General features: G+C 48.1%; 21 protein-coding genes. 16 read left to right on the forward strand and 5 right to left on the reverse strand.

The genetic code is table 11. The features are described from left to right. Positions 1-92: 92 nt before the first annotated feature. Both D6M16_RS12160 and D6M16_RS12165 read right to left on the reverse strand, forming a co-directional pair. Positions 93-1,223: an alpha/beta hydrolase family protein gene (locus D6M16_RS12160; RefSeq protein WP_120512156.1), complete on the reverse strand. Its 1,131-nt coding sequence runs from the start codon at positions 1,221-1,223 to the stop codon at positions 93-95. An 83-nt stretch (positions 1,224-1,306) separates the two neighbouring features. Beyond that, positions 1,307-2,341, reverse strand: a complete 1,035-nt coding sequence (locus D6M16_RS12165) for a helix-turn-helix transcriptional regulator (protein WP_120512157.1) — start codon at positions 2,339-2,341, stop codon at positions 1,307-1,309. Between the two features lie 445 nt (positions 2,342-2,786). Here D6M16_RS12165 and D6M16_RS12170 point away from each other — a divergent pair, with 445 nt between their 5' ends. The 8 genes from D6M16_RS12170 to D6M16_RS12195 all read left to right on the forward strand — a co-directional run bounded on the left by D6M16_RS12170 (position 2,787) and on the right by D6M16_RS12195 (position 8,446). Next, entirely contained in the window at positions 2,787-3,296 is a 510-nt protein-coding gene (locus tag D6M16_RS12170) for a hypothetical protein (protein ID WP_162941011.1), read from the forward strand. After that, the gene (locus D6M16_RS12175) at positions 3,281-4,492 is read left to right on the forward strand and encodes an MFS transporter (RefSeq protein WP_120512159.1); all 1,212 of its coding nucleotides are present in this window, start codon (positions 3,281-3,283) and stop codon (positions 4,490-4,492) included. The genes D6M16_RS12170 and D6M16_RS12175 overlap by 16 nt, the downstream gene beginning before the upstream one ends. Before the next feature lies 1 nt (position 4,493). Then, on the forward strand, positions 4,494-4,652 hold the full coding sequence (locus tag D6M16_RS22245; RefSeq protein WP_205576883.1) for a hypothetical protein: 159 nt from the start codon (positions 4,494-4,496) through the stop codon (positions 4,650-4,652). Further along, the gene (locus D6M16_RS22250; protein WP_162941013.1) at positions 4,642-5,292 is read left to right on the forward strand and encodes a hypothetical protein; all 651 of its coding nucleotides are present in this window, start codon (positions 4,642-4,644) and stop codon (positions 5,290-5,292) included. Before D6M16_RS22245 ends, D6M16_RS22250 begins: the two co-directional genes overlap by 11 nt. A gap of 172 nt (positions 5,293-5,464) precedes the next feature. Next, complete coding sequence (gene cobT / locus D6M16_RS12180) at positions 5,465-6,502, forward strand: nicotinate-nucleotide--dimethylbenzimidazole phosphoribosyltransferase (protein WP_120512160.1); 1,038 nt, start codon at positions 5,465-5,467, stop codon at positions 6,500-6,502. Further along, a complete protein-coding gene (locus tag D6M16_RS12185) occupies positions 6,503-7,282 on the forward strand; it encodes an adenosylcobinamide-GDP ribazoletransferase (RefSeq protein WP_120512161.1) in 780 nt (259 codons plus the stop codon). A 1-nt stretch (position 7,283) separates the two neighbouring features. Next, positions 7,284-7,838 (forward strand): bifunctional adenosylcobinamide kinase/adenosylcobinamide-phosphate guanylyltransferase, encoded by a 555-nt coding sequence (gene cobU, locus D6M16_RS12190; protein ID WP_240435609.1) that lies wholly within the window; start codon positions 7,284-7,286, stop codon positions 7,836-7,838. Further along, positions 7,835-8,446: a histidine phosphatase family protein gene (locus D6M16_RS12195; RefSeq protein ID WP_120512162.1), complete on the forward strand. Its 612-nt coding sequence runs from the start codon at positions 7,835-7,837 to the stop codon at positions 8,444-8,446. Before cobU ends, D6M16_RS12195 begins: the two co-directional genes overlap by 4 nt. A 112-nt stretch (positions 8,447-8,558) precedes the next feature. On the opposite strand, the gene D6M16_RS12200 is transcribed toward D6M16_RS12195, so the two are convergent. After that, positions 8,559-10,019: an aerolysin family beta-barrel pore-forming toxin gene (locus D6M16_RS12200; protein ID WP_162941014.1), complete on the reverse strand. Its 1,461-nt coding sequence runs from the start codon at positions 10,017-10,019 to the stop codon at positions 8,559-8,561. Between the two features lie 419 nt (positions 10,020-10,438). Between D6M16_RS12200 and D6M16_RS22690 the strand changes: the two genes are divergently transcribed. The 5 genes from D6M16_RS22690 (at position 10,439) to D6M16_RS12225 (ending at position 13,219) form a co-directional block, all read left to right on the forward strand. Then, positions 10,439-10,693, forward strand: a complete 255-nt coding sequence (locus D6M16_RS22690) for a GlpM family protein (RefSeq protein WP_420812253.1) — start codon at positions 10,439-10,441, stop codon at positions 10,691-10,693. Between the two features lie 214 nt (positions 10,694-10,907). Then, entirely contained in the window at positions 10,908-11,372 is a 465-nt protein-coding gene (locus D6M16_RS12210; protein WP_120512164.1) for a DUF3291 domain-containing protein, read from the forward strand. 101 nt (positions 11,373-11,473) lie between these two features. Continuing rightward, a complete protein-coding gene (locus D6M16_RS12215) occupies positions 11,474-11,866 on the forward strand; it encodes a cupin domain-containing protein (RefSeq protein ID WP_120512165.1) in 393 nt (130 codons plus the stop codon). 278 nt (positions 11,867-12,144) lie between these two features. Continuing rightward, entirely contained in the window at positions 12,145-12,573 is a 429-nt protein-coding gene (locus D6M16_RS12220) for a DUF2000 domain-containing protein (protein ID WP_120512166.1), read from the forward strand. A gap of 13 nt (positions 12,574-12,586) precedes the next feature. Then, positions 12,587-13,219 carry a LysE family translocator gene (locus D6M16_RS12225; protein ID WP_120512167.1) on the forward strand — a complete coding sequence of 211 codons (633 nt, stop codon included), beginning with the start codon at positions 12,587-12,589 and terminating at the stop codon, positions 13,217-13,219. A 48-nt stretch (positions 13,220-13,267) separates the two neighbouring features. On the opposite strand, the gene D6M16_RS12230 is transcribed toward D6M16_RS12225, so the two are convergent. Further along, a complete protein-coding gene (locus D6M16_RS12230) occupies positions 13,268-15,697 on the reverse strand; it encodes a purple acid phosphatase family protein (RefSeq protein WP_120512168.1) in 2,430 nt (809 codons plus the stop codon). A gap of 296 nt (positions 15,698-15,993) precedes the next feature. On the opposite strand from D6M16_RS12230, the gene D6M16_RS12235 reads away from it, so the two are divergent. Both D6M16_RS12235 and D6M16_RS12240 read left to right on the forward strand, forming a co-directional pair. After that, positions 15,994-17,433: an aminotransferase-like domain-containing protein gene (locus tag D6M16_RS12235; protein ID WP_120513151.1), complete on the forward strand. Its 1,440-nt coding sequence runs from the start codon at positions 15,994-15,996 to the stop codon at positions 17,431-17,433. A gap of 74 nt (positions 17,434-17,507) precedes the next feature. After that, positions 17,508-17,732 (forward strand): hypothetical protein, encoded by a 225-nt coding sequence (locus D6M16_RS12240; RefSeq protein ID WP_120512169.1) that lies wholly within the window; start codon positions 17,508-17,510, stop codon positions 17,730-17,732. 53 nt (positions 17,733-17,785) lie between these two features. Here the strand turns inward: D6M16_RS12240 and D6M16_RS12245 are convergent, their stop codons facing one another. Next, on the reverse strand, positions 17,786-18,403 hold the full coding sequence (locus D6M16_RS12245) for a glutathione S-transferase family protein (protein ID WP_120512170.1): 618 nt from the start codon (positions 18,401-18,403) through the stop codon (positions 17,786-17,788). A gap of 89 nt (positions 18,404-18,492) precedes the next feature. Here D6M16_RS12245 and D6M16_RS22255 point away from each other — a divergent pair, with 89 nt between their 5' ends. Continuing rightward, complete coding sequence (locus D6M16_RS22255; protein ID WP_162941015.1) at positions 18,493-18,837, forward strand: hypothetical protein; 345 nt, start codon at positions 18,493-18,495, stop codon at positions 18,835-18,837. Positions 18,838-18,858: the final 21 nt, after the last annotated feature.

An 18,858-nucleotide genomic window follows, 5' to 3' on the forward strand; every position in this document is an offset into this window, starting at 1 on the left:
CTCCCGCGCACGACCGAAAGTGAATGCCCTTAGAAGCCGCTCAAAGATGAGCGGTTTCTGATGTTGCTTTTTTATAGCGCCGACTTCCGTGCTTATTTCACTTTAATCGTTACTGCATCAGACTCCGGCCATTTGATCTCGGTATCATTCAGATAGTGATCAAAGAAAGTCCCCACACTTTGTTTTACAATTGCGTGCATCCGATCGCCTTCAATTCCAGATTGATAGCCAACCACCCAACGATTCTGATCCATAAAATCCCGGTGAATAGTATTGGCGATTGTCAGCAGAAACGTCTCATGCCCGTTGTCTTCAAAGGCCTGAGCAAGCACTTGTTTGGGTGTTTGCAACAGCAATAATGGTTTATTGAGTGGCTGTGTACGAACATCCCCCAGCAGCAGACCATCCATGTTGACACTGGCCACACAGTCCGCCATCTGAGCACAACTATTCATGGCTGCCGATCCGCCCAGACTGTAACCCAAAGTCCCGATACGGCTTGCATCCAGCTGATCATCAAAACGATCCGGTTGTCTGGACAACCACTGATAAACAGCGGTGACGTCATGCGTGATTTGCGGTGCGACAACCTGATCAAAATACGCAAAGCCTTTATCCGTTCCCACGTCTTTCGCATCTGAGGGCACATAAGTGCCCACCGAACTGCCATCCTGAAAACTGGCAACTCCCGAAATGTAGGTATGATTGATAGACACCACAACATAACCGCGGCTGGCTAGGTCTTCCAAAAGCTCAGTGTTATCAACCTCAAATAAAAACGCACCATGAGAATAGAAGAGTATCGGCCAGCCCCTTCCTGAGGTTGCCTGTGCAATTGCTGCATTATCTTGTGACCAGGAAGTGAGTTCAGCCAGATCAAATTGGTTGGGGTGCACAGGCACGTTTTTCGGCCGGACACGGTCAAGGTAGCCGACCTGATGACCCCATTGATCGAAGTAAGACTGGTATGTGCCGCTTTTTTCCTGCGTGGGGTAATACACCCTGACGGGCAGACGACGCGTTTGATTCGGCATCGGACTCATGCTGTCTGGCCCGGCATCCAAGATATCAATGCTGGTCACCCCAACCCGATAAGGACCGCTTGGCGATGGGTAAACATGGGTATACGCCGTTTTTTTACTGTCATTGTCGTCTGAATCACAGCCGGTCAGCCCTGCTAACATCGTGATAAAGGCTATCTTGCAAAGTTGTTTTAAGATCATGGTTTTCTCCTTATTCTGAACCTCCAGAATAAGAAGATCGGAGAATGATGCGTCCGGATACGGGAATCAGACGTCCGAATCGGCTAATTCGCACCTTGAAGCCGAGTCCTGTACTGCGATGGCGTACATTGCTGATATTTTTTAAATGCCGCGTTAAATGTGGATTTTGAGTTAAAGCCCGATTCAAAAGCCAGTTCCAGCAACGCGCTCGAAGGGCGTTTCTCCATCAGCGCACAAACATGTGTGATACGTCGCTGGTTGACCAGATCATAAAACTTGATACCCATTGCCTGATTCAACACCTGTGTCAGCAAATAAGGTTTAACACCCATTTCCCCGGCCAGTGACGACAGGCTTATCTCCGGTTTCAGGTAATATTGTTTATCATCCATCAGCATCAGAACCGTCTGACTCAGAGCCATCATTATATCGTCAGTCTGGGTGTCCACTGCCTCGTCAGGCAATTCAACCATCACTTCAAAATTCATCAGCGTCGGTTGAATCAGCAGGCAACAGGTCATAACAAACAGAAGCAAAGACACCGTCAGATACGGTAAAGGGAAATGCGTCTCCAAGATAGCCTGTGGTATCACCATGACCATGGCCAAGATCAGACTGGCGCATATCCCCCACAACACCAGCAAATTCGCGTTTGATAACTTAGCCTGAAACAGTGCCTGCCGTGACTGATAGCGCCACACGAGCCGAATACTTGCCAGGCAATAGCCCAGATATAACACAATCAGCAAAATCCCAGACAGCTGGTGCCTCGCCGAGATCACTGTCTCCCCTGGCGCGACAAGCAAGTCCGCACATAACAAGCTCAGTGCTGCTAGCGGTAACAAATGAACTGTATCCCGGCGAGTCAGTGATCTTTGGGTTAAACACAAACGTATAAAAAGGAAAAACAGCACCGGATAAATCAGCGGCCACATCATATTTATGCGGGATGTCAACCAGGTCTGATGCCAGGCAAGGTTGAGCGAAAGATCCAGTGCAAAACAAACATGGATGCCCGCCAGCAACCAAAACACATGCTGCTCTTTGCTTTTCATTGCTAAATAAACGCCTAGCACAATACTCTGAATCATACCCGCCAGCAGAATCGACGCTACCATGACACTCTCACTTCACTTTTATCCGGTCTCTATATAATTTTGAATAGAATTATCAATAACCTACACGTATAAAATCAGCAGTAGAACATATGCCGATAAATAATGGTAATCACTCTGTCAACCCACTTTTACATTGGCTTTATTAACGTTGATTTATTGCATGACACTGCAAGCTGTTAATCCAGAGATAAATAACCCCAACATTAACACAGAGCGAAACCATTAGTTTCAGAGGCGCAATCCACCAGTAAACTTTGTTAATCTTCCATGTAATTCGATCATGATCACACAGTTGCATATATAAGTACCACAGTGATTCCATTTCAGCGCTGAATGGGCAACTACCCCTGCCGAGTATACAGATTGATGAACCATATAAATCTTATTTCTTGGTTATTACATCTATCTTATTACTACAAACAAAAACAATCGTATCAATAAATAGGTGTTACAACAGAGTATCGTTATGTCAGCTCTCATTTTGTCCAGTAAAAAGTTTATATTGTCAATTCAGCGCCGCATCCGGGAAACATATTTTCAGGGAGACAGCATCTTAATCACAGAACAGTTATCTGCAGAAAACAGAAGCGAACTAACATCTCAATTTGGTGTAATCATCGAATTGGATCACTATTTTTCCCACCCAGCGACTGAGCTTTTACAGCGATTAACCGATAATGGGGTGCTGCCTGCTATTGAAACTGTCATCGCCTTTTCCGAAGGAGACATACTTAGAGCAGCGCACATCCGCGAAATTCTCGATATTCCCGGACAGCGTTTTGACCAAGCCATACTGTTCAGAGATAAAATCCTGATGAAACAACACGCCGCCCGTTATGGCGTGGTCACCGCAATGCCGCAGGAAGAGATTTTCCGCGACATTGCGCAATGGGCTGCCAGCGAATTCATCTGGTCTACAGAGACTGAGGAGCTGACATCATGCATGCAGAATTAATTGCGGTGGCAAGAAATCCGAAGTACCGCCATTTCTGGCTGGCGAACATCATGAGTAACAGCGCAATTTGGATTCAGAATACAACGTCTTCAATCGCTTTAACGCATTTGTCGACCTCCCCTGCTGTCAACTCGCTGGTACAGGTCGCTGCAACCTTACCCTTCCTGTTGTTTGGCATTCTGGCGGGTCAGGTTGGCGACAGATTCAGCAAGCCTCTGGTTCTGACTGTTGCTCAGCTCAGTCTTGGCCTGGTTTCGTTAACACTTGCAGCCGCTACCTGGCAAGGGCTGCTTTCCCCGGCATTGCTGGTTGGGATTACAGCTGCATTCTCTGTCGCAACCGTCTTCCGCATGCCCGTTGCACAGGCAGGCATTGCGCTGACCGTGCCCGGCGACCAGGTCAAACATGCGGCTGTCCTCAACAATCTGGGTTTCAATATTGCCCGTGCTGTCGGCCCTGCCGTTGCAGGAACACTGCTGCTTGTACTGGCTTACCATCAGGTTTACTTAGTCACGGCGGCTATGCTGCTTGCCGTTTCAGCCTATTTTTTCCGGGGATTTTACAACGAACGGACGACCAGTACCGACCAGCCCGCTTTTGTATCCATTCGTAATGCGTGGCAACAAATATCTGCCTCCGGGCTGTTTCGCCGCTGCACATTTGATGCCTGTGTTTTGTTCTTTGCTGGCAGTGTGATCTGGTCAATGATGCCTTTTATCGCCAAGTATCACTTAAACCAAAGCACGGCCGGACAAGGCTCCTTGATGGGAGCCACAGGTCTGGGCGCACTGTTAACGGTTATCGTATTACCGGCTGTGCTGAAATTTCGCCACAATCACCAGGGTTACTGGTTGTGCTATAGCCTGATGATCTCGTCGATTGCCACCATATGGCTAAGCAGTAATCTGACTATCATTTTCGCTGCTCTCATGGTTTTTGGGCTGAGTTGGAGCATGGCAGTCACCTTGCTCAATGGTGAGATTCAATCCTCTTTTCCACGGCAAATCCTCTCGCGTGTTATCGCGATATACCTGATTGTCATGTATTTGGCTCAGGCAACCGGTTCATTCTGGGCAGGCCTTATCAGTCAGTTCTTCGAGACAGATTCGGCCTTGCTTTTCTCGGTGGCTGTTTTAGTGCTGGGGCTGGGGCTACGAAGCTTACTTTTTACTTCCACTGATGCATGTGAGGAATAGAATGATGAAACGAATCACCTTAACTCTTGTAGGCGGCGGAGCGTCATCACTGGCCTTTCTTGATGCTTTTACTCGTCACTGGAACTGTCAGCCCAATCAGGATGTTGTGATTTTTGTCGTTGAGAAAAAAAGTGTCTGGGGTGTAGGTAATGCTTACTGATTTAGCTCAGTTATTCCAGCAAGAACTCAACCACTACCGAAAACATAATGAAGACACTCTGGAATCGCTGCAGTTCCCTACACCACCCGTGACCAATTTTCACCACTTTCTCAGCACAGAAATTGAACTCGCCAACGGGCCCAGAGGCTGGCAAGCGATTCTTTACAGCGCAAATGCTGCTTTAGATATTATCTGGCGCAAGCTGATCGAGGAAGATAAACAGCGTTTCTTCACTGATAGCTGGTCTAATGCCATGGCACTACGGGTATCTATTTCGAAAGAGAATGCAGTAAAATTATTGAACGCTGTCAAGTCCGGGCAATTAAGCTATCAGGTTGGTGTCAAAACGGTACCAATGAAATTCCCATTATCGACGGCACCTCCTATGCCGAAAATAATGTCGAGTATGTCGAATGTTTACACGAAAATATTGCTATGGGTGCGGCAAACCTATTACTGGCCAACCGACGAGGGGCAGCCTGCGTTACGCGGCCTGGCATGGGTGGAAGGTGCACTTCAGACCGCCCAGCTCATGCTGGCGAAGCTTGAGGCCCAACTGAAGCGTAAGGGAATGAATCACAGGCCAGGTATAATCTGGCCTGTGATGCGAATGACTGACAAAGCAGAGCCTTCTTTTTAGAGAAGAACCGTCCCGTCCAAAAATTTGAGCTCACCTGCATATTCCATTCTCTGCTCCGGCCATTTTGAAGTCACAATATCAAACACTTTGCTTTCACTGGATAGTGGCTCCACTGGCGAGTAAACTGCAATACATTGATTATGGAAAACACTGAACCGGAGCGTTAAAAATCATGTTAGACACTCGCCACGCAGCAGTTATTCAGGAACGCATAGATAACAAAACCAAGCCTCTGGGCGCGTTGGGGCAACTCGAAACTACAGCCCACCAGCTTGCTTTATTACAAAGTCAGGGACAGAAAGAAGCGGTTTCTCAAATTTCCTTAACTCAGCCCACCATGCTGCTGTTTGCCGGCGATCACGGCATTGCCAAAGAAGGCGTCAGTATTGCCCCCAGTGAAGTGACCCAGCAAATGGTGCTCAATTTCCTTGCCGGCGGTGCGGCTATCAATCAGTTCTGCCGCATTAACAACATTGACCTGAAAGTCATTGATTGCGGCATATTGCTACCGGTTGAAACCGATCATCCTGATTTCATTGTCCAGCGTCTGGGTGCCGGAACCCATAACCTCGCCCAGAAAGCTGCCATGAGTCAGCAGCAGGTTGCCGAGGGGCTGGAATTGGGCAGTTCAATTGCAAAACAGACCATCGACGCTGGCTGTAATCTGCTGATGTTCGGAGAAATGGGCATTGCCAATACCAGCAGTTCTTCCGCCTTGCTGTCGGCGCTGAGTATGACAGACGCGGCCTATTGCGTCGGTAAAGGTACAGGGATCAATGATGCTCAACTGAGCAACAAGATCAGTCTGATTCGTCAGGGTGTGGCCAGATACAATGAAAACGGAAAACCTGATGCATTGCGAGCGCTCGCTGAGCTGGGTGGGTTTGAAATTGTTCAGATGGTCGGCGCGTTTCTGGCTGCCAGTGACCAACGCGTGCCTGTTCTGGTGGATGGCTTTATCGTTTCGATCGCCGCTTATATTGCTACATTACTCAAGCCCGAAGCGCGGGATGTGATGATTTTTGCGCACCGTTCTGAAGAACAGGGACATCAAAAGGTATTAGCCCTGCTCGAAGCCCAACCTATGCTGGATTTAGGCTTGCGGCTGGGTGAAGGCACAGGTGCCGCACTGGCCTATCCCCTGCTTCGCGCCAGCGCAGAATTTTACAATCACATGGCCAGCTTCGCCGATGCCGGAGTCACGGTGTAAATGTTCAACCTTCGTTATCAGTACCAGTTATTCTGTCTGGCGGTGTCGTTTTTCAGTCGCCTGCCCATTCCTGCATCTACGCCCTATTCCGACGAACGTATGAATCGGGCCGGGCGATACTTTGCACTGGTTGGGCTGGTACTGGGGGCCTTGTGTGCCATTATTTACAGTCTGTCAGCAGCCTGGTTACCACCACAGTTAGCCGTCTTTATCACTATGGTGTTCAGCCTGCTGCTGACGGGGGCTTTTCATGAGGATGGTCTGACCGACATGGCTGACGGCATTGGCGGGGGCATGACGACAGAGCGCCGTCTGGTTATTATGAAAGACAGTCGGATCGGCACTTACGGTGCCGCCACCCTGATCATGGCCTTGCTGGGTAAATTTATCATGCTCAGCTATCTGGCAATGCACACTGAACTGACCGCTGTCCTGATTGTCGCCTACACACTCAGCCGAACCGTGGCAGCCTCACTGATTTTCGACATGCACTATGTCAGCGACACAAATACGAGCAAAAGCAAACCTCTGGCCAGTGCCCAGACTTTGCCTGAGTTACTCTTTTTAGTGGCGACCGGTGTTCTCGTCTGTCTGGCACTGACACCTGAACTGACACTGTTGCTGATAGTAGCGGCGGTTGTGTTTCGGGCGGGTTTCAAAACCTGGCTGAATGCACGGCTTGGTGGTTTTACAGGAGACTGTCTTGGTGCTGCCCAGCAGCTCATGGAACTGTTGATTTACCTGATCCTTATCGCCTCAGTTTACAACCAATGGGGATAAAATGACGATTCAAGCGACAATGAGCCTGATACTCGGCGGTGCACGATCCGGTAAATCGCGTTTTGCCGAGCAGCAGGCCAAAGGGCAAGCAACACAGGGCAAAAGACTGCATTATGTTGCCACGGCCACACCCTTTGATGATGAAATGCGCATGCGTATCAAACACCATCAAGATCAACGCGGCAATGACTGGGCCGAACATGAATGTGCAATGGAATTGGCAAACCTGCTGACTCAGTTTACCGCAGACGATGTGGTGTTGATTGAATGTTTAACCCTCTGGCTGAATAACATTATTTTTTCACTGGGAGAGGCATGCAGCAATGAAGCTCTGGAAGCACACATTACCGAGCTGGTGCAGGCGGCAAAAAACAGTCAGGCCCGGTTGATCTTTGTCTCGAACGAAGTCGGCATGGGGGTGGTACCGCTCGGTGAAGTGAGCCGCTATTTTGTCGACAACGCCGGCCGCATGAATCAGCAGTTCGCCGCCATTGCCGATGAAGTCACTCTGGTTGCAGCCGGCTTACCGCTCCAGTTAAAAGGGGTGGCCAGGTGAAAACCTTCACCGTTACATTAATCCGCCACGGCAAAGTCAATGGTGCGCCCGCTTTGTACGGCTCAACGGATATAGGCGTTTGCCCAGAGACCAATCAGGCCATCTGTCACTTTCTCACCAACGCTGATATTAACTATACAAAGGTTATCAGCTCTCCTTTGCGTCGCTGCTTATCACTGGCTGAATTACTGGCAGGTGAACGCCCTCTGGTGTGCGAGCCAGCATTAAAAGAAATGCACTTTGGCCAGTTAGATGGCACACCGTTTGAGGCAATAACCAACGGGAGTCAAGAGTGGCAACAGCTTGAGCAATTCTGGCGCAACCCTGCCAGCTCAGGCTTACCTGATGCCGAATCACTGGAAAACTTTTGCACGCGGGTAACCGGCAGTTGGAACAGGATAGTCAGCGAACTGCAAAACGATGTATTGATCGTGACGCACGGCGGCGTGATTCGCGCCATCATTGCGGATGTGCTTGGCCTCGACTGGAAAAATCCCAGATGGTATTCCAATTTAACGATTCGCAACGGCAGCATGACTCAAATCCAGGTCACGGTGATAGAGAACCAGCCCTATTTTGCCGTGAAACAAATTGGCTCAATCTACTAACGATTTGGTCTGACTGCCGGCCCGTTCCAATCTGAAATACAGAGACTTTCGAACCGAAAAAACCGGAAACCCCATCGGGATTTCCGGTTCTTTTATACCTGGCTACTGATGATTACACGCCGGTATTAGCTTTTCTGACTGAGACCTGAACATCCTTCAAGCCAGCATCTTCAAGTTGCCCCTGAATGCTTTTTTCCATTGAGGCAGTATTTGAGTCTCCCTGAGGCAGGGCAATCTCTTCGAAATACAGCTCGCCGGTGAACTGATCTTCAGCGTAAAACTGGCCTTTGACTCGTGCTTTCTTTGGCGCCAGCACTTTACCTAACCAATAGCGGGTGTCGTAAGAACCCGCTGTCTGTGCGATCCAGTTCCAGTCCCAGGTTTTGTTCATGCCCGTAATATCACGGTGATCCCACTGAAATTCCAGACTCTTTTCATTGCCGGCGAAACGGCCAATCGCAAAGCTGGTACTAAAATCAGGCCTGTCTTCCGGGTGCCACAGCAATCCGTTGCCCGACCAGCGCATGAAACCATCAAAGCCCAGCTCATAGGATACATCCGCGTCAAAAACATAAGGATAAGAAATATCAGCCCGGTACACGTTCAACAGCACTTTCAATGCACTATTGGCCGGCACAACCGGTCTTGCCTGAATTGTCACTCTGTTACTTTCTTCACCGCCGCTGGTGCTTCCCCATGCCTGAGTGGCACCAAAAGTCACAGATATTGATTTTTCAACGCCGCCTGTCACTTCAGGGCTCTTGAAAGTACTGGAAACCGCGATACTTTCACTGAAGCTGTAATCATTACTTTGTGACCAACTGGTGGACGTGTTGTAACTGATATCAATGACATACTGCTGCTCAATACTGGTTTTATTGATCGCCGTAGAGGAGATCGTATTCACCAGCTGACTATTGGAATTCACAATCGAGCCGTCGATTTTAAACGAAGCCGGATCCATGGTGTATGCAAAATTTTTCGCCTTGATGGTGGTCATATCCTGACAGCGGTAACCGTCACACGGACCGTCATTACCCCGAATCATCCAGGCGTTTTCATTATTGTCCCACCAGACTTTCATGTCGTCGCCAACCTGGCTTCCTTTCGGGCCACCTACCCAGGCATAACCCATATGGTGAGCCAGGTATGCGGCAGGCTTTACAAAACCGTCTTGATCATTGAGTAATGTCCATTCAACCCGCTCTTTAGAACCTTCATCAATGGAAATAGCAGGGAAAGATAAAATGTTTGTGTCTGCGTTAAGAGGATAGCAAGCGGTATGGCTGGCTGTTCCCTGCTTAATTTCCCCCATATAACCGGGCCCCATAATGATCCAGCCATCGGCTAAAGTCACATAAGACCACTTTCCGATTTTGTTCATTATCGAATCTCGAAAACGCAATGCTTCTGAACGCGTTACTGGCCTGAAATCGGCTTTACAGATTTCAGGACCGAGATTGTAATGAATTTCAACTTCCTCTGGATAAAACGCACTGGTTTCCAGTGCAGCAGCGGACGTTATATGACCAAAAGAAAATAAAATTAATAAAGGCGTTATTTGTTTTTTCATTGAGACCTTCTTATAGAAATGCTGGTTTGCATAAATGCGACAACACATGTAGCCAATAACAATATCATGCTCATATGCAACGCCGTTATAGCAATCTACTTAATAGAAAGTCAATGCGTTATTTTCACATATCCTTTATTCATTCAATTAAATATCCTGTAAAAAAGCCAACCAATATATCAATAAACCGCTATATTATGAGGTATGAGAACCTCACTCCAACATATAAAAACAACCTATAAAACAAAACGATAGATGCAACATCATAAATGTAATCGATAACAATTCATCAGCATCCATTTCAGTGGTTGACTCTTATTAATAATAAAAACGTTGATTTTTCATCATTATAAAAGCGATATATTACTTCATGCCGAATGAGCCATATAGATAATAATGTAATAAAATTATCTATACATATGGCTGACCCGTTATCAAATCTGATTTGTAGAATTATCAATCAAGAAAAAATACCGTTATCAATATTTTTATTGCTATGGTATATAATCTCTTTTTTTGATGGTTCGATACCTTTGTTTTCAACTTATTCCTTAATTAGCCACTCTATTATTGGTACAAAGCGAGCCATGTCGAACTTGCGAGTGGCTGCCCTGTTCAAACTGTACTCTTTAATTCCCCGTGCGGTTTATCTGATAAGCCGTGTACTTCTTTAGCTATCGGTTTAGCCTGTTCTGGACTCTGAATTTTGCAGCCCTGCCATAGGCAGGTTTCGCTGCTTGTCTGCTGCTCGGCTGGACCCGTTTTTACACCTGTATCGCCTTATAATGCCTGGCTCATCACACCTCAACATGCTGCTTATATGATTAAATTACCAACAGTATCAAAAACCAGCACACAGTCTTGACCAACCATCATCAAGGAAGAAGCATGAAACTCGCACAACTGAACATTGCCCTTGCGAAATACCCCATGGATGCACCTGAGATCAAAGATTTTGTCGATAATCTGGATCCTGTGAATACCACTGCAGAAAACAGCGAAGGCTTCATATGGCGGCTTCAGGATGAATCCGGCGATGCAACCAGTATTCAGGCGTTCGACGACCCCAATATCATTATCAACATGTCTGTCTGGGAGTCGGTGGATACGCTTAAAAACTTTATGTTCCGAACTCATCACCGTGACTTCATGCGTCGTAAGGCTGAGTGGTTTCATCGTTCAGCGGAAGATACTTATGTGCTGTGGTGGGTGGAAGATAATCATATCCCGACCATTGCCGAAGCCAGAGAGCGCCTTGATTACCTGAGAAATAAAGGTGACACCCCGTTTGCTTTTACGTTTAAGAGCAATTTTACACCTGACGATGCGCTGGCGTTTGAACTTGAAGCCTGATGACGTCCAGGACGCGTCTCAGGCCACATCATAGATATCTGCTATCTTTTTTGCATATAACCCCACAGCTTTGATACATATGCAGCAAGAAAGGATTCAGCATGACACAAAAACAGCCGCAACACCTTGCCAGCAGTTCCATCCGGCTGAAAAACGACGCAAGTATTGAGCTTCTTGAGATGAATGACACGTTCTGGCCTCGCTTAATGGCCGGCGAGCTTGGCGATTTTCATCATGAATTTCTGGTCAGCTTGCACGATTTTACGTCTGACTGGTCTGGCAGCGAAGCGCATCCTAAAGGGGATGAGATTGTCATCCTGCTGTCTGGATCGGCGACATTTCAACTGGAAATGCCGGAAGGGATACAGGAAGTCAGGTTGGAGTCCCCTGGTTCATACGTGTTTGTCCCCAAAGGGGTATGGCACACGGCAAAAATAAATCACTCGGCACGTTTGCTGTTTATCACAGCCGGTGAAGACACCCAGCACAAATAGCATGACAACTAGAATCGCGCGAATAAAACAGGGCATTCAATACGTGCCCTGCTATTACACTTCTGCTACTTCAATATCACGTGAAAAAAAGTAAATCCAGCAGAGAGATTGCTTTCTGCATCTTCCTGTAACCGCACAGCTTTTTTCCTTCGTGACCAGTAATTGCCAGCTGTTGGCTTGACGCTTAATCAGCAGATATGCATATTGTTTTGTTTATTTTTAAACAGAAAACAGCTTAAACCTTGCAGATATATATTGAGAAAGAAGGAAACGCATCAATGCACTTGCCAGACGAAGATCAGAAGCGATTTATCGCAGTATTAAGTAAAAAAATGGATACAGGCCGAACACTGAATGTACTGGCCCATCTGAGTGCAGGACTCTCTCATCTGGTCGATCAGCAAGGGACTGAATACATTGATTATTATGATGCTGATGGCAACTGCCATCCGAGTCTGTCTCACTATCCGTTTATTGTTCTGAAGGCGGATAACTCGAACAAAATTCGCAAAGTCAGGGAGGAAGCTATCAAGCACAATATTGCCTTTACCGATTTCACGCACACCATGACAGAAGGCGGATCCAACGCCCAGCAAGCATGGACAAAGGAAACCCCGGAGAGTGAATTAGACTACCTGGGGATCTGCCTGTTCGGTGACACTGAAACCTTGAAATCCTTTACCGGAAAATTCAGCCTATACCGATAAACCGGGAGAAAAAATGCAATCGTATGTTATCCTTTTACCCATTCTGACCTTGCTGACACTGGGCGCAATGACGCCCGGCCCCTCATTCCTGTTAGTTGCTCAAACGGCCATGTCTGGTTCCAGAAGGCAGGCGTTTTCTGTCGCACTGGGAATGGGAACTGGCGCTCTTATTTTTGCCTTACTTGCGTCATTTGGCTTAGTGACGTTATTCCAAACAGTGCCTGAGCTGTATCTGACATTTAAACTACTTGGTGGGTTATACCTGTGCGTGTTGGCGGTACGTATCTGGAAACAAGGAAAGCAACCAAGCGTTCACCCCATGACGCCAGGTAAAACGAAAAGTGTACATTCATCCTTTTTCTTTGGTTTAACCACTCAGCTCAGTAACCCTAAAACAGCCATGGTTTTCAGCAGCGTATTTGCCGCTTTACTGCCCGCCGAGGTGCCTTCACTCACTCCAGTATTGTTAAGTATGGGTGTTTTCCTGACAAACTTTGGCTGGTATGCCACAGTCGCTATGCTGCTTTCCACATCACGCGCCCAAAACGTGTATCTGAAAACTAAAAAAGGAATTTGCCGTGTTGCTGGCACTCTGCTGGGTTTATTTGGTGCCAAGCTGCTTGTGTCAGCGTCAGCCGGGCAATAACGGCATCATCAAGATGCCGTTTTGTGTTATCCGAGTTTCCGAAATACGTTAAGGCGTCGTCAGTGAAAGCTGGACGTTATCAATATGCACATCGGCCATGCTGCCTGCTTTTTTCACCGCTCGCAGTGTCAGTTTCAGCTCCCGGGTTGCCACAGGTAGTAACAGAGTCGATGTATTGCTCAGCCACTGTTGCTTTTTGCTTTCTGTCTTTATCACAGTCGGCTGACCTATGGCGTTCCCATTAATATCCATAGGCTGTAGCGTGACCAGTGCATGATCACCGTCACCCCAGCCATTGCTGTTAAAACTGAATCGAACGAATGCAGACGACTGATCAATCACACTGCTGAAAGCACTGACATCCAAAGTCTGGCTCAGATCATCATAGGGCGCATTACCCGCAGCGGAATCATTCGGACGGGCACTGAAATAATAGTCACCTTCTGCGGCCGTGATATTGTCGATTTCCTGCAGGACCCGCCAATAGCCCTGCTCGAGTGTCCAGCCTGAAAGATCCTGCGCTTCCGCACCACCATTATTAATAGGTAACGCGGTTGTCATCCCGGCATCAATGGATAATGTCGCCGTGTCACTCCAGTCAGACCAGCCCAGATTGTCATTGCGCACTCTGGCACGCCAGTACCAGGTGTCTCCCGGAAATAACGTCAATACCTGCGCCGAGCTGCCGTTGAATGGGTCACGGTACGAATCATGGGAATGTTCTGACGATCGTTTCTGCCATTTGTAAGTTTCATCATTGCCCATTTTGAGCTGGCCTGAGAAATCTGCCAGATTGATTGTCGTCAGATCAACGCCCGCCTGCGTATCTGTCGGCATCCCCTGAATACTGCCATCTTGCATCGGCCAGATGTTGTGCGCCCGGGTTTGATTCCCCCAGATATCAAAAACCGCTGAATCAAACTGGCTGGCTTTGCTCAGTTGCCATTGCACTTCATAAATGGCGCCAGGATCAGGATGGCTGATTGCCAGGTTCAACTGATTGAAAGCGTGATTACCGTTACCGGCCAGAACTTGTGGCGCCTCTGGCACAGCCGGACTGGCTTTCATGGTCAGGGTATCGGACACAGTAAAGGTATCATTCAGGCTGGCAAAACCGCCGCCTTTAGCGGCAACAGTGCCACTGTAGCGGGTCAGCTGCATGGAAGGTGAACTCTCTTGATTAAACGTCAGGAGGTTAAACCCGAATTCGCTCTGACTAATGGCAAAGGTGTCATAATCGCGGGTATCAGTCTGGTAATAGTTATCATCGTTAATTTTTTCACGATAACCTGCTGCCGTTGCCGCATTGAGCCAAAGGTGCTGAGTATCCATTGATTGCCCACGGGAATAAGCATGGGTATGCCCAAACAGGTGACCCGTTAACTTGCCGCTTGATCGCGAAAAATCTTCCATTTCCGCCACCATCTCGCAACTACCGATACTTTCGCCCGACAGCCAGAGTTCTGACAGACACGGATGATGGAACATGCTCAGTACATAGTCGACGTTATTGTCTGCTTGGGTGTTGATCAACAACTCACGCAGCCACTGCCGCTGTATGCCCAGAATCTCCGCGTTAAATTTACCGTGGTTCTTGGAAATCGGATAACTGTTAAGCCCAACCAGACGTAAGTTGCCGTAATCCAGTGAGTACCATTGTTCTTCATAACCCGCCGAGCCATTTTCAGGTTGCTGGAAGAAATGGCGGTAATTAGTCAGTTCAGGATTACCATAAAAATCATGATTACCGGGAACCGCCACCAGCGGAACATAAGGGGTAATGGCTTTCATCTGGTCAAAAAAGTCACGGCGCCACTGCAACATGCTATCGCCACTGTTGACTATGTCGCCGGAAATCGTAATCGCCGCGATCTCTGACGCACATTGCTCTGGCTGGCTATGACATACCGTTGGAATAATGCCTTTGGTAATGAGATCGTTCAGCGCACCCAGGGTGCTGTTATTTTGTGTATCACTGATGGCTACCACATTAAACGGGGCAGGTGTCATCCCGGCTGTCGGATAGGTTTTGAACACATAACGCTCAGAAACAGCCGACACGCCAGACGGGCTGCCATCGCCGCTGACCACGTAATACTCATAGCGCGTATCTGTGCTTAATCCGTTGATAGCCGCGCTGTATAAATGCGTGTTGTCCACAGCAACAGGCTCAACCACAGTAAATTCATCTTGCGTCTCTGCCGGCCTGACCCAAACCGTTGGTGCCGTGTTTTCCGTTTCAAACAACACAGCCATGTGATTTGCTGCAGGCTGCTGCAGATACGGGTGAATCGTAAACGTAACCTGCGTTAATGCGGCCGGAGGCGGAATAACCAGCTCCTTGCCAATCTGGCCTACACCACCATTACCTTTGTTATCATCCTGAGCCGTTTCAGCACTCTCATTACAACCCGCTAACAGAGTGCTTGTCAGCAAGATAGCCGTAGCACTGGCTGTACGCCTGTTTTTGATCGACATGTTTAATCCTTTTTTATCTCTATTCCATGAAACCAACTGGACTAGTCCAGTTATCAGTTGATGATGCTAATGGGTCTGTGTGACAGAGAATCTAAATATGGATGACACTTATCTATCAGTTTGTTGACAATGAAATATTGATCTTAGCCTTTGCAGTGTCGCCAGCTTCATTGTCCGGATTTTTTGTTGCCGGCCTCACATTGAGCAATGTGCCTAAGCTCAGGAAACGACAAACTGGCTTGCTTTGCCGTTTTGGCATGATATGTTCTGAACTTCGACTCGGCGCAGCTAACCAAATGAATAAATATCAATCACTTGCTAATAATCTCAGGCAACAAATCCGCCAACAGATTTGGCGCTCCGGTGAAAAAATACCGTCTGTGCGGGCAAGCAGCCAGCAAACCGGCTACGGTACGGCGACTGTGTTACAGGCGTATCAATTGCTGGAAAGTGAAGGATGGCTGATTGCTAAACCGCAGTCCGGGTATTTTGTCGCCCCTAACATTCAGGCGCTGACGACTGTACCACCGCAATCCACTCAGGCGCCGGTCAGGATCAATGATTTACTGTTTGATGTCTTTCAGCGCACCAAAGACAGCGACATCGTGCCTTTCAGTTCGGCGTTTCCCGACTCTAGCCTGTTTCCTCAGCAGGAACTGGTTCGCAGCCTGTCCAGTGCGTCGCGCAAGATGGACAACAGAAGTGCATTAGCGCACCTGCCGCCCGGCAACCATGACCTGCGCCGGATCATAGCGCAAAGGTACGTACAGCAAGGGCTGCAGATTGGACCGGACGATATAGTGATCACCTCTGGCGGCTTGGATGCACTGAATCTCAGCTTACAGTTTGCCACTCAGCCCGGTGATTATGTCGCCGTTGAATCGACCACATTTTACGGGGCGCTTCAGGCAATAGAGCGTTTGAAGTTAATACCGGTAGAAATACAAGCCAGTGCTGACGGCGGCCTGGATCTGACCGACTTAACAGAAAAGTTAACCGCTTATCCGATAAAAGCCTGCTGGCTGATGACAAATGTCCAGCACCCGCTTGGCTACACTCTCAGCCAAGAGCGCAAGCAGGCACTGGTTGACATTCTGCGCCAGCATAAAGTGTTTCTGGTGGAAGACGATGTGTACGCAGAGCTGTATTTTTCAGCGGAAAAACCGGTACCGGCCAAAGTTTTCGACCGGCAGGATCAGGTGTTGCTGTGTGGTTCATTCTCCAAATGTCTGTCACCAGGGTTTCGAATTGGCTGGGTCGTGGCAGGAAAACACAGTGAAGCCATTCAGAAACAGCAATTTTTATCGACTATATCAAGCAGTGTACCTGTCCAGCTCGGGATCAGCCATTACCTGCTGCATGGCGGGTATGACAACCATTTACGAAAATTGCGCAGTACGTTGCAAGACAGAAAAAGCGCGATGATACACGCCATACGGCGCTATTTTCCGAACAGTACGGCGGTGACCGATCCCGCAGGTGGCTATTTCCTGTGGCTGACGTTTCCGGCTCCGTTCGATAGTCACGCCTTTTATGAGCAAGCCCTGGAGAAGCGCATTGCAGTGGCTCCCGGGACGCTATTTAACAGCCGGCAAGACGATCTCAGGCATATCCGGCTCAACTATTCGTACGAGATGAATGAGGAAAACCTGATTGCGCTGTCCACCCTTGGTCAGCTGGCAAAAGCATGCCTGAGTGACAGCAGTAATCAGCAAAATGACTGTTCGGTAAAATAGTGCACCAACTGTATCAACAGGAAAAACCAGGGCTGTGGTGAAATAGTGACTCTCGCTAGTGAAAGGGTCACCACATGGTAAGAACTACTAAGGTTAAAGACGAAGTCAAATTCATATACATCGCCATTCTCTGCATCTTCCTGGTCGTGTTAGGTCATTTTGTTTTGATGAAAGATGTCGCTTATTCTGCCTGGGCAGAAGCAACCGCAGCGGCTATCCCCTTTCTGCTCATCGGGTTGGGCGTGGCCGCCGTTCGACGGGCCGCATCAATTGATAAAGAAAATACCCCGGCAGAATGAGTTGCACTGTGCTCCTCCGTATCGGTACAGAGGAGCACAGTTTTTAATCCGCGTTAGCCATGCACGGCTTCAATCTCATTCGATTTCAGGTACGCAGGATGAGTCACCAGCTGCTGTGCATAGGCTGCAATGTGAGGAAAATGCGCGAGTGCACCGCTGGTATGCAGGATTTCGACAATGAACGACATCATGATATCTGCCCCAGTCAGCGAATCCCCCACCAGATAGCGCTTGCCGGCCAGCGACTGATCGACATAAGCCATGACGTTGGCAATTTCCCCTTCCGCATAACCGGCAAGAAAATTGGTCTCACAGCCGTCTTTGTCAACGAACATTTTCAATAACAAAGGAAGAATGGCCGAACTCTCGGCAAAATGCATCCATTGCTGGTAGGCAACATAATCCGCGGTGCCACGCTCAGGAGCCAGTTTACCCTCGCCATACTTGTCAATCAGGTACTCAGTAATAGCCCCGGATTCAGTGACAATCAATCCATCATCCTCAATTACCGGAGACTTACCCAATGGATGAACCGCTTTCAGCTCTGGCGGCGCAAGAAATGTTGCGCTGTCACGTTGATAGGGGACGATCTGATAGTTCACACCCAGCTCTTCCAGCAACCAGATAATCCGCTTGGATCGTGATTTATTCAGGTGATGCAATGTGATCATAATGCTGTTGCCTCATTGGTCCGATTGAACTTAATAGTTTGTTTATTAAACACTTGAACTGTAAACATCGTCCAGACTAAACCATATCTGTGTCAGTCACCATCGCTCCTTTGGGAAAATTGGCAAACCTGATTAAAGAAACACTACAGCAATATCCGACAAAGAAGATTGAAATGCGAAGAGCAGGAATTGCAGATAAGCCCATTCGATTGATCTGCATCAAGCCGCTTTTTGCCGTTCAGGCTAAAGTGGAGCTCTCCATGTTTTTGGGAAATGCATGTGTACGTTTGCCCCTGACTTGCAGGGGCTTTTTTTCACCCCAGTCCTTCCCGGCTCACACTCCTTTACTGTCTCTTGTCTCTGGTTCGGCAATGTACCGGGCTTCCAGCTATATTTATGTCAATACTGACTGTCGCAAAGCACCGGATGAATGATTTAGCTGTTGTTTTGAATGA

It is taken from the genome of Photobacterium salinisoli, assembly GCF_003614885.1.
GTDB lineage: Bacteria > Pseudomonadota > Gammaproteobacteria > Enterobacterales > Vibrionaceae > Photobacterium > Photobacterium salinisoli.

Coding starts and splice junctions, on each gene's coding strand:
- D6M16_RS22690 (WP_420812253.1), top strand. CDS start 10,439: ATGGCTGACCCGTTATCAAATCTGATTTGTAGAATTATCAATCAAGAA.
- D6M16_RS12235 (WP_120513151.1), top strand. CDS start 15,994: ATGAATAAATATCAATCACTTGCTAATAATCTCAGGCAACAAATCCGC.
- D6M16_RS12185 (WP_120512161.1), top strand. CDS start 6,503: ATGTTCAACCTTCGTTATCAGTACCAGTTATTCTGTCTGGCGGTGTCG.
- D6M16_RS12210 (WP_120512164.1), top strand. CDS start 10,908: ATGAAACTCGCACAACTGAACATTGCCCTTGCGAAATACCCCATGGAT.
- D6M16_RS12230 (WP_120512168.1), bottom strand. CDS start 15,697: ATGTCGATCAAAAACAGGCGTACAGCCAGTGCTACGGCTATCTTGCTG.
- D6M16_RS12200 (WP_162941014.1), bottom strand. CDS start 10,019: ATGAAAAAACAAATAACGCCTTTATTAATTTTATTTTCTTTTGGTCAT.
- D6M16_RS12215 (WP_120512165.1), top strand. CDS start 11,474: ATGACACAAAAACAGCCGCAACACCTTGCCAGCAGTTCCATCCGGCTG.
- D6M16_RS12240 (WP_120512169.1), top strand. CDS start 17,508: ATGGTAAGAACTACTAAGGTTAAAGACGAAGTCAAATTCATATACATC.
- D6M16_RS12175 (WP_120512159.1), top strand. CDS start 3,281: ATGCATGCAGAATTAATTGCGGTGGCAAGAAATCCGAAGTACCGCCAT.
- D6M16_RS12220 (WP_120512166.1), top strand. CDS start 12,145: ATGCACTTGCCAGACGAAGATCAGAAGCGATTTATCGCAGTATTAAGT.
- D6M16_RS22250 (WP_162941013.1), top strand. CDS start 4,642: ATGCTTACTGATTTAGCTCAGTTATTCCAGCAAGAACTCAACCACTAC.
- cobU (WP_240435609.1), top strand. CDS start 7,284: ATGACGATTCAAGCGACAATGAGCCTGATACTCGGCGGTGCACGATCC.
- D6M16_RS22245 (WP_205576883.1), top strand. CDS start 4,494: ATGATGAAACGAATCACCTTAACTCTTGTAGGCGGCGGAGCGTCATCA.
- D6M16_RS12225 (WP_120512167.1), top strand. CDS start 12,587: ATGCAATCGTATGTTATCCTTTTACCCATTCTGACCTTGCTGACACTG.
- D6M16_RS12165 (WP_120512157.1), bottom strand. CDS start 2,341: ATGGTAGCGTCGATTCTGCTGGCGGGTATGATTCAGAGTATTGTGCTA.
- D6M16_RS12245 (WP_120512170.1), bottom strand. CDS start 18,403: ATGATCACATTGCATCACCTGAATAAATCACGATCCAAGCGGATTATC.
- cobT (WP_120512160.1), top strand. CDS start 5,465: ATGTTAGACACTCGCCACGCAGCAGTTATTCAGGAACGCATAGATAAC.
- D6M16_RS12160 (WP_120512156.1), bottom strand. CDS start 1,223: ATGATCTTAAAACAACTTTGCAAGATAGCCTTTATCACGATGTTAGCA.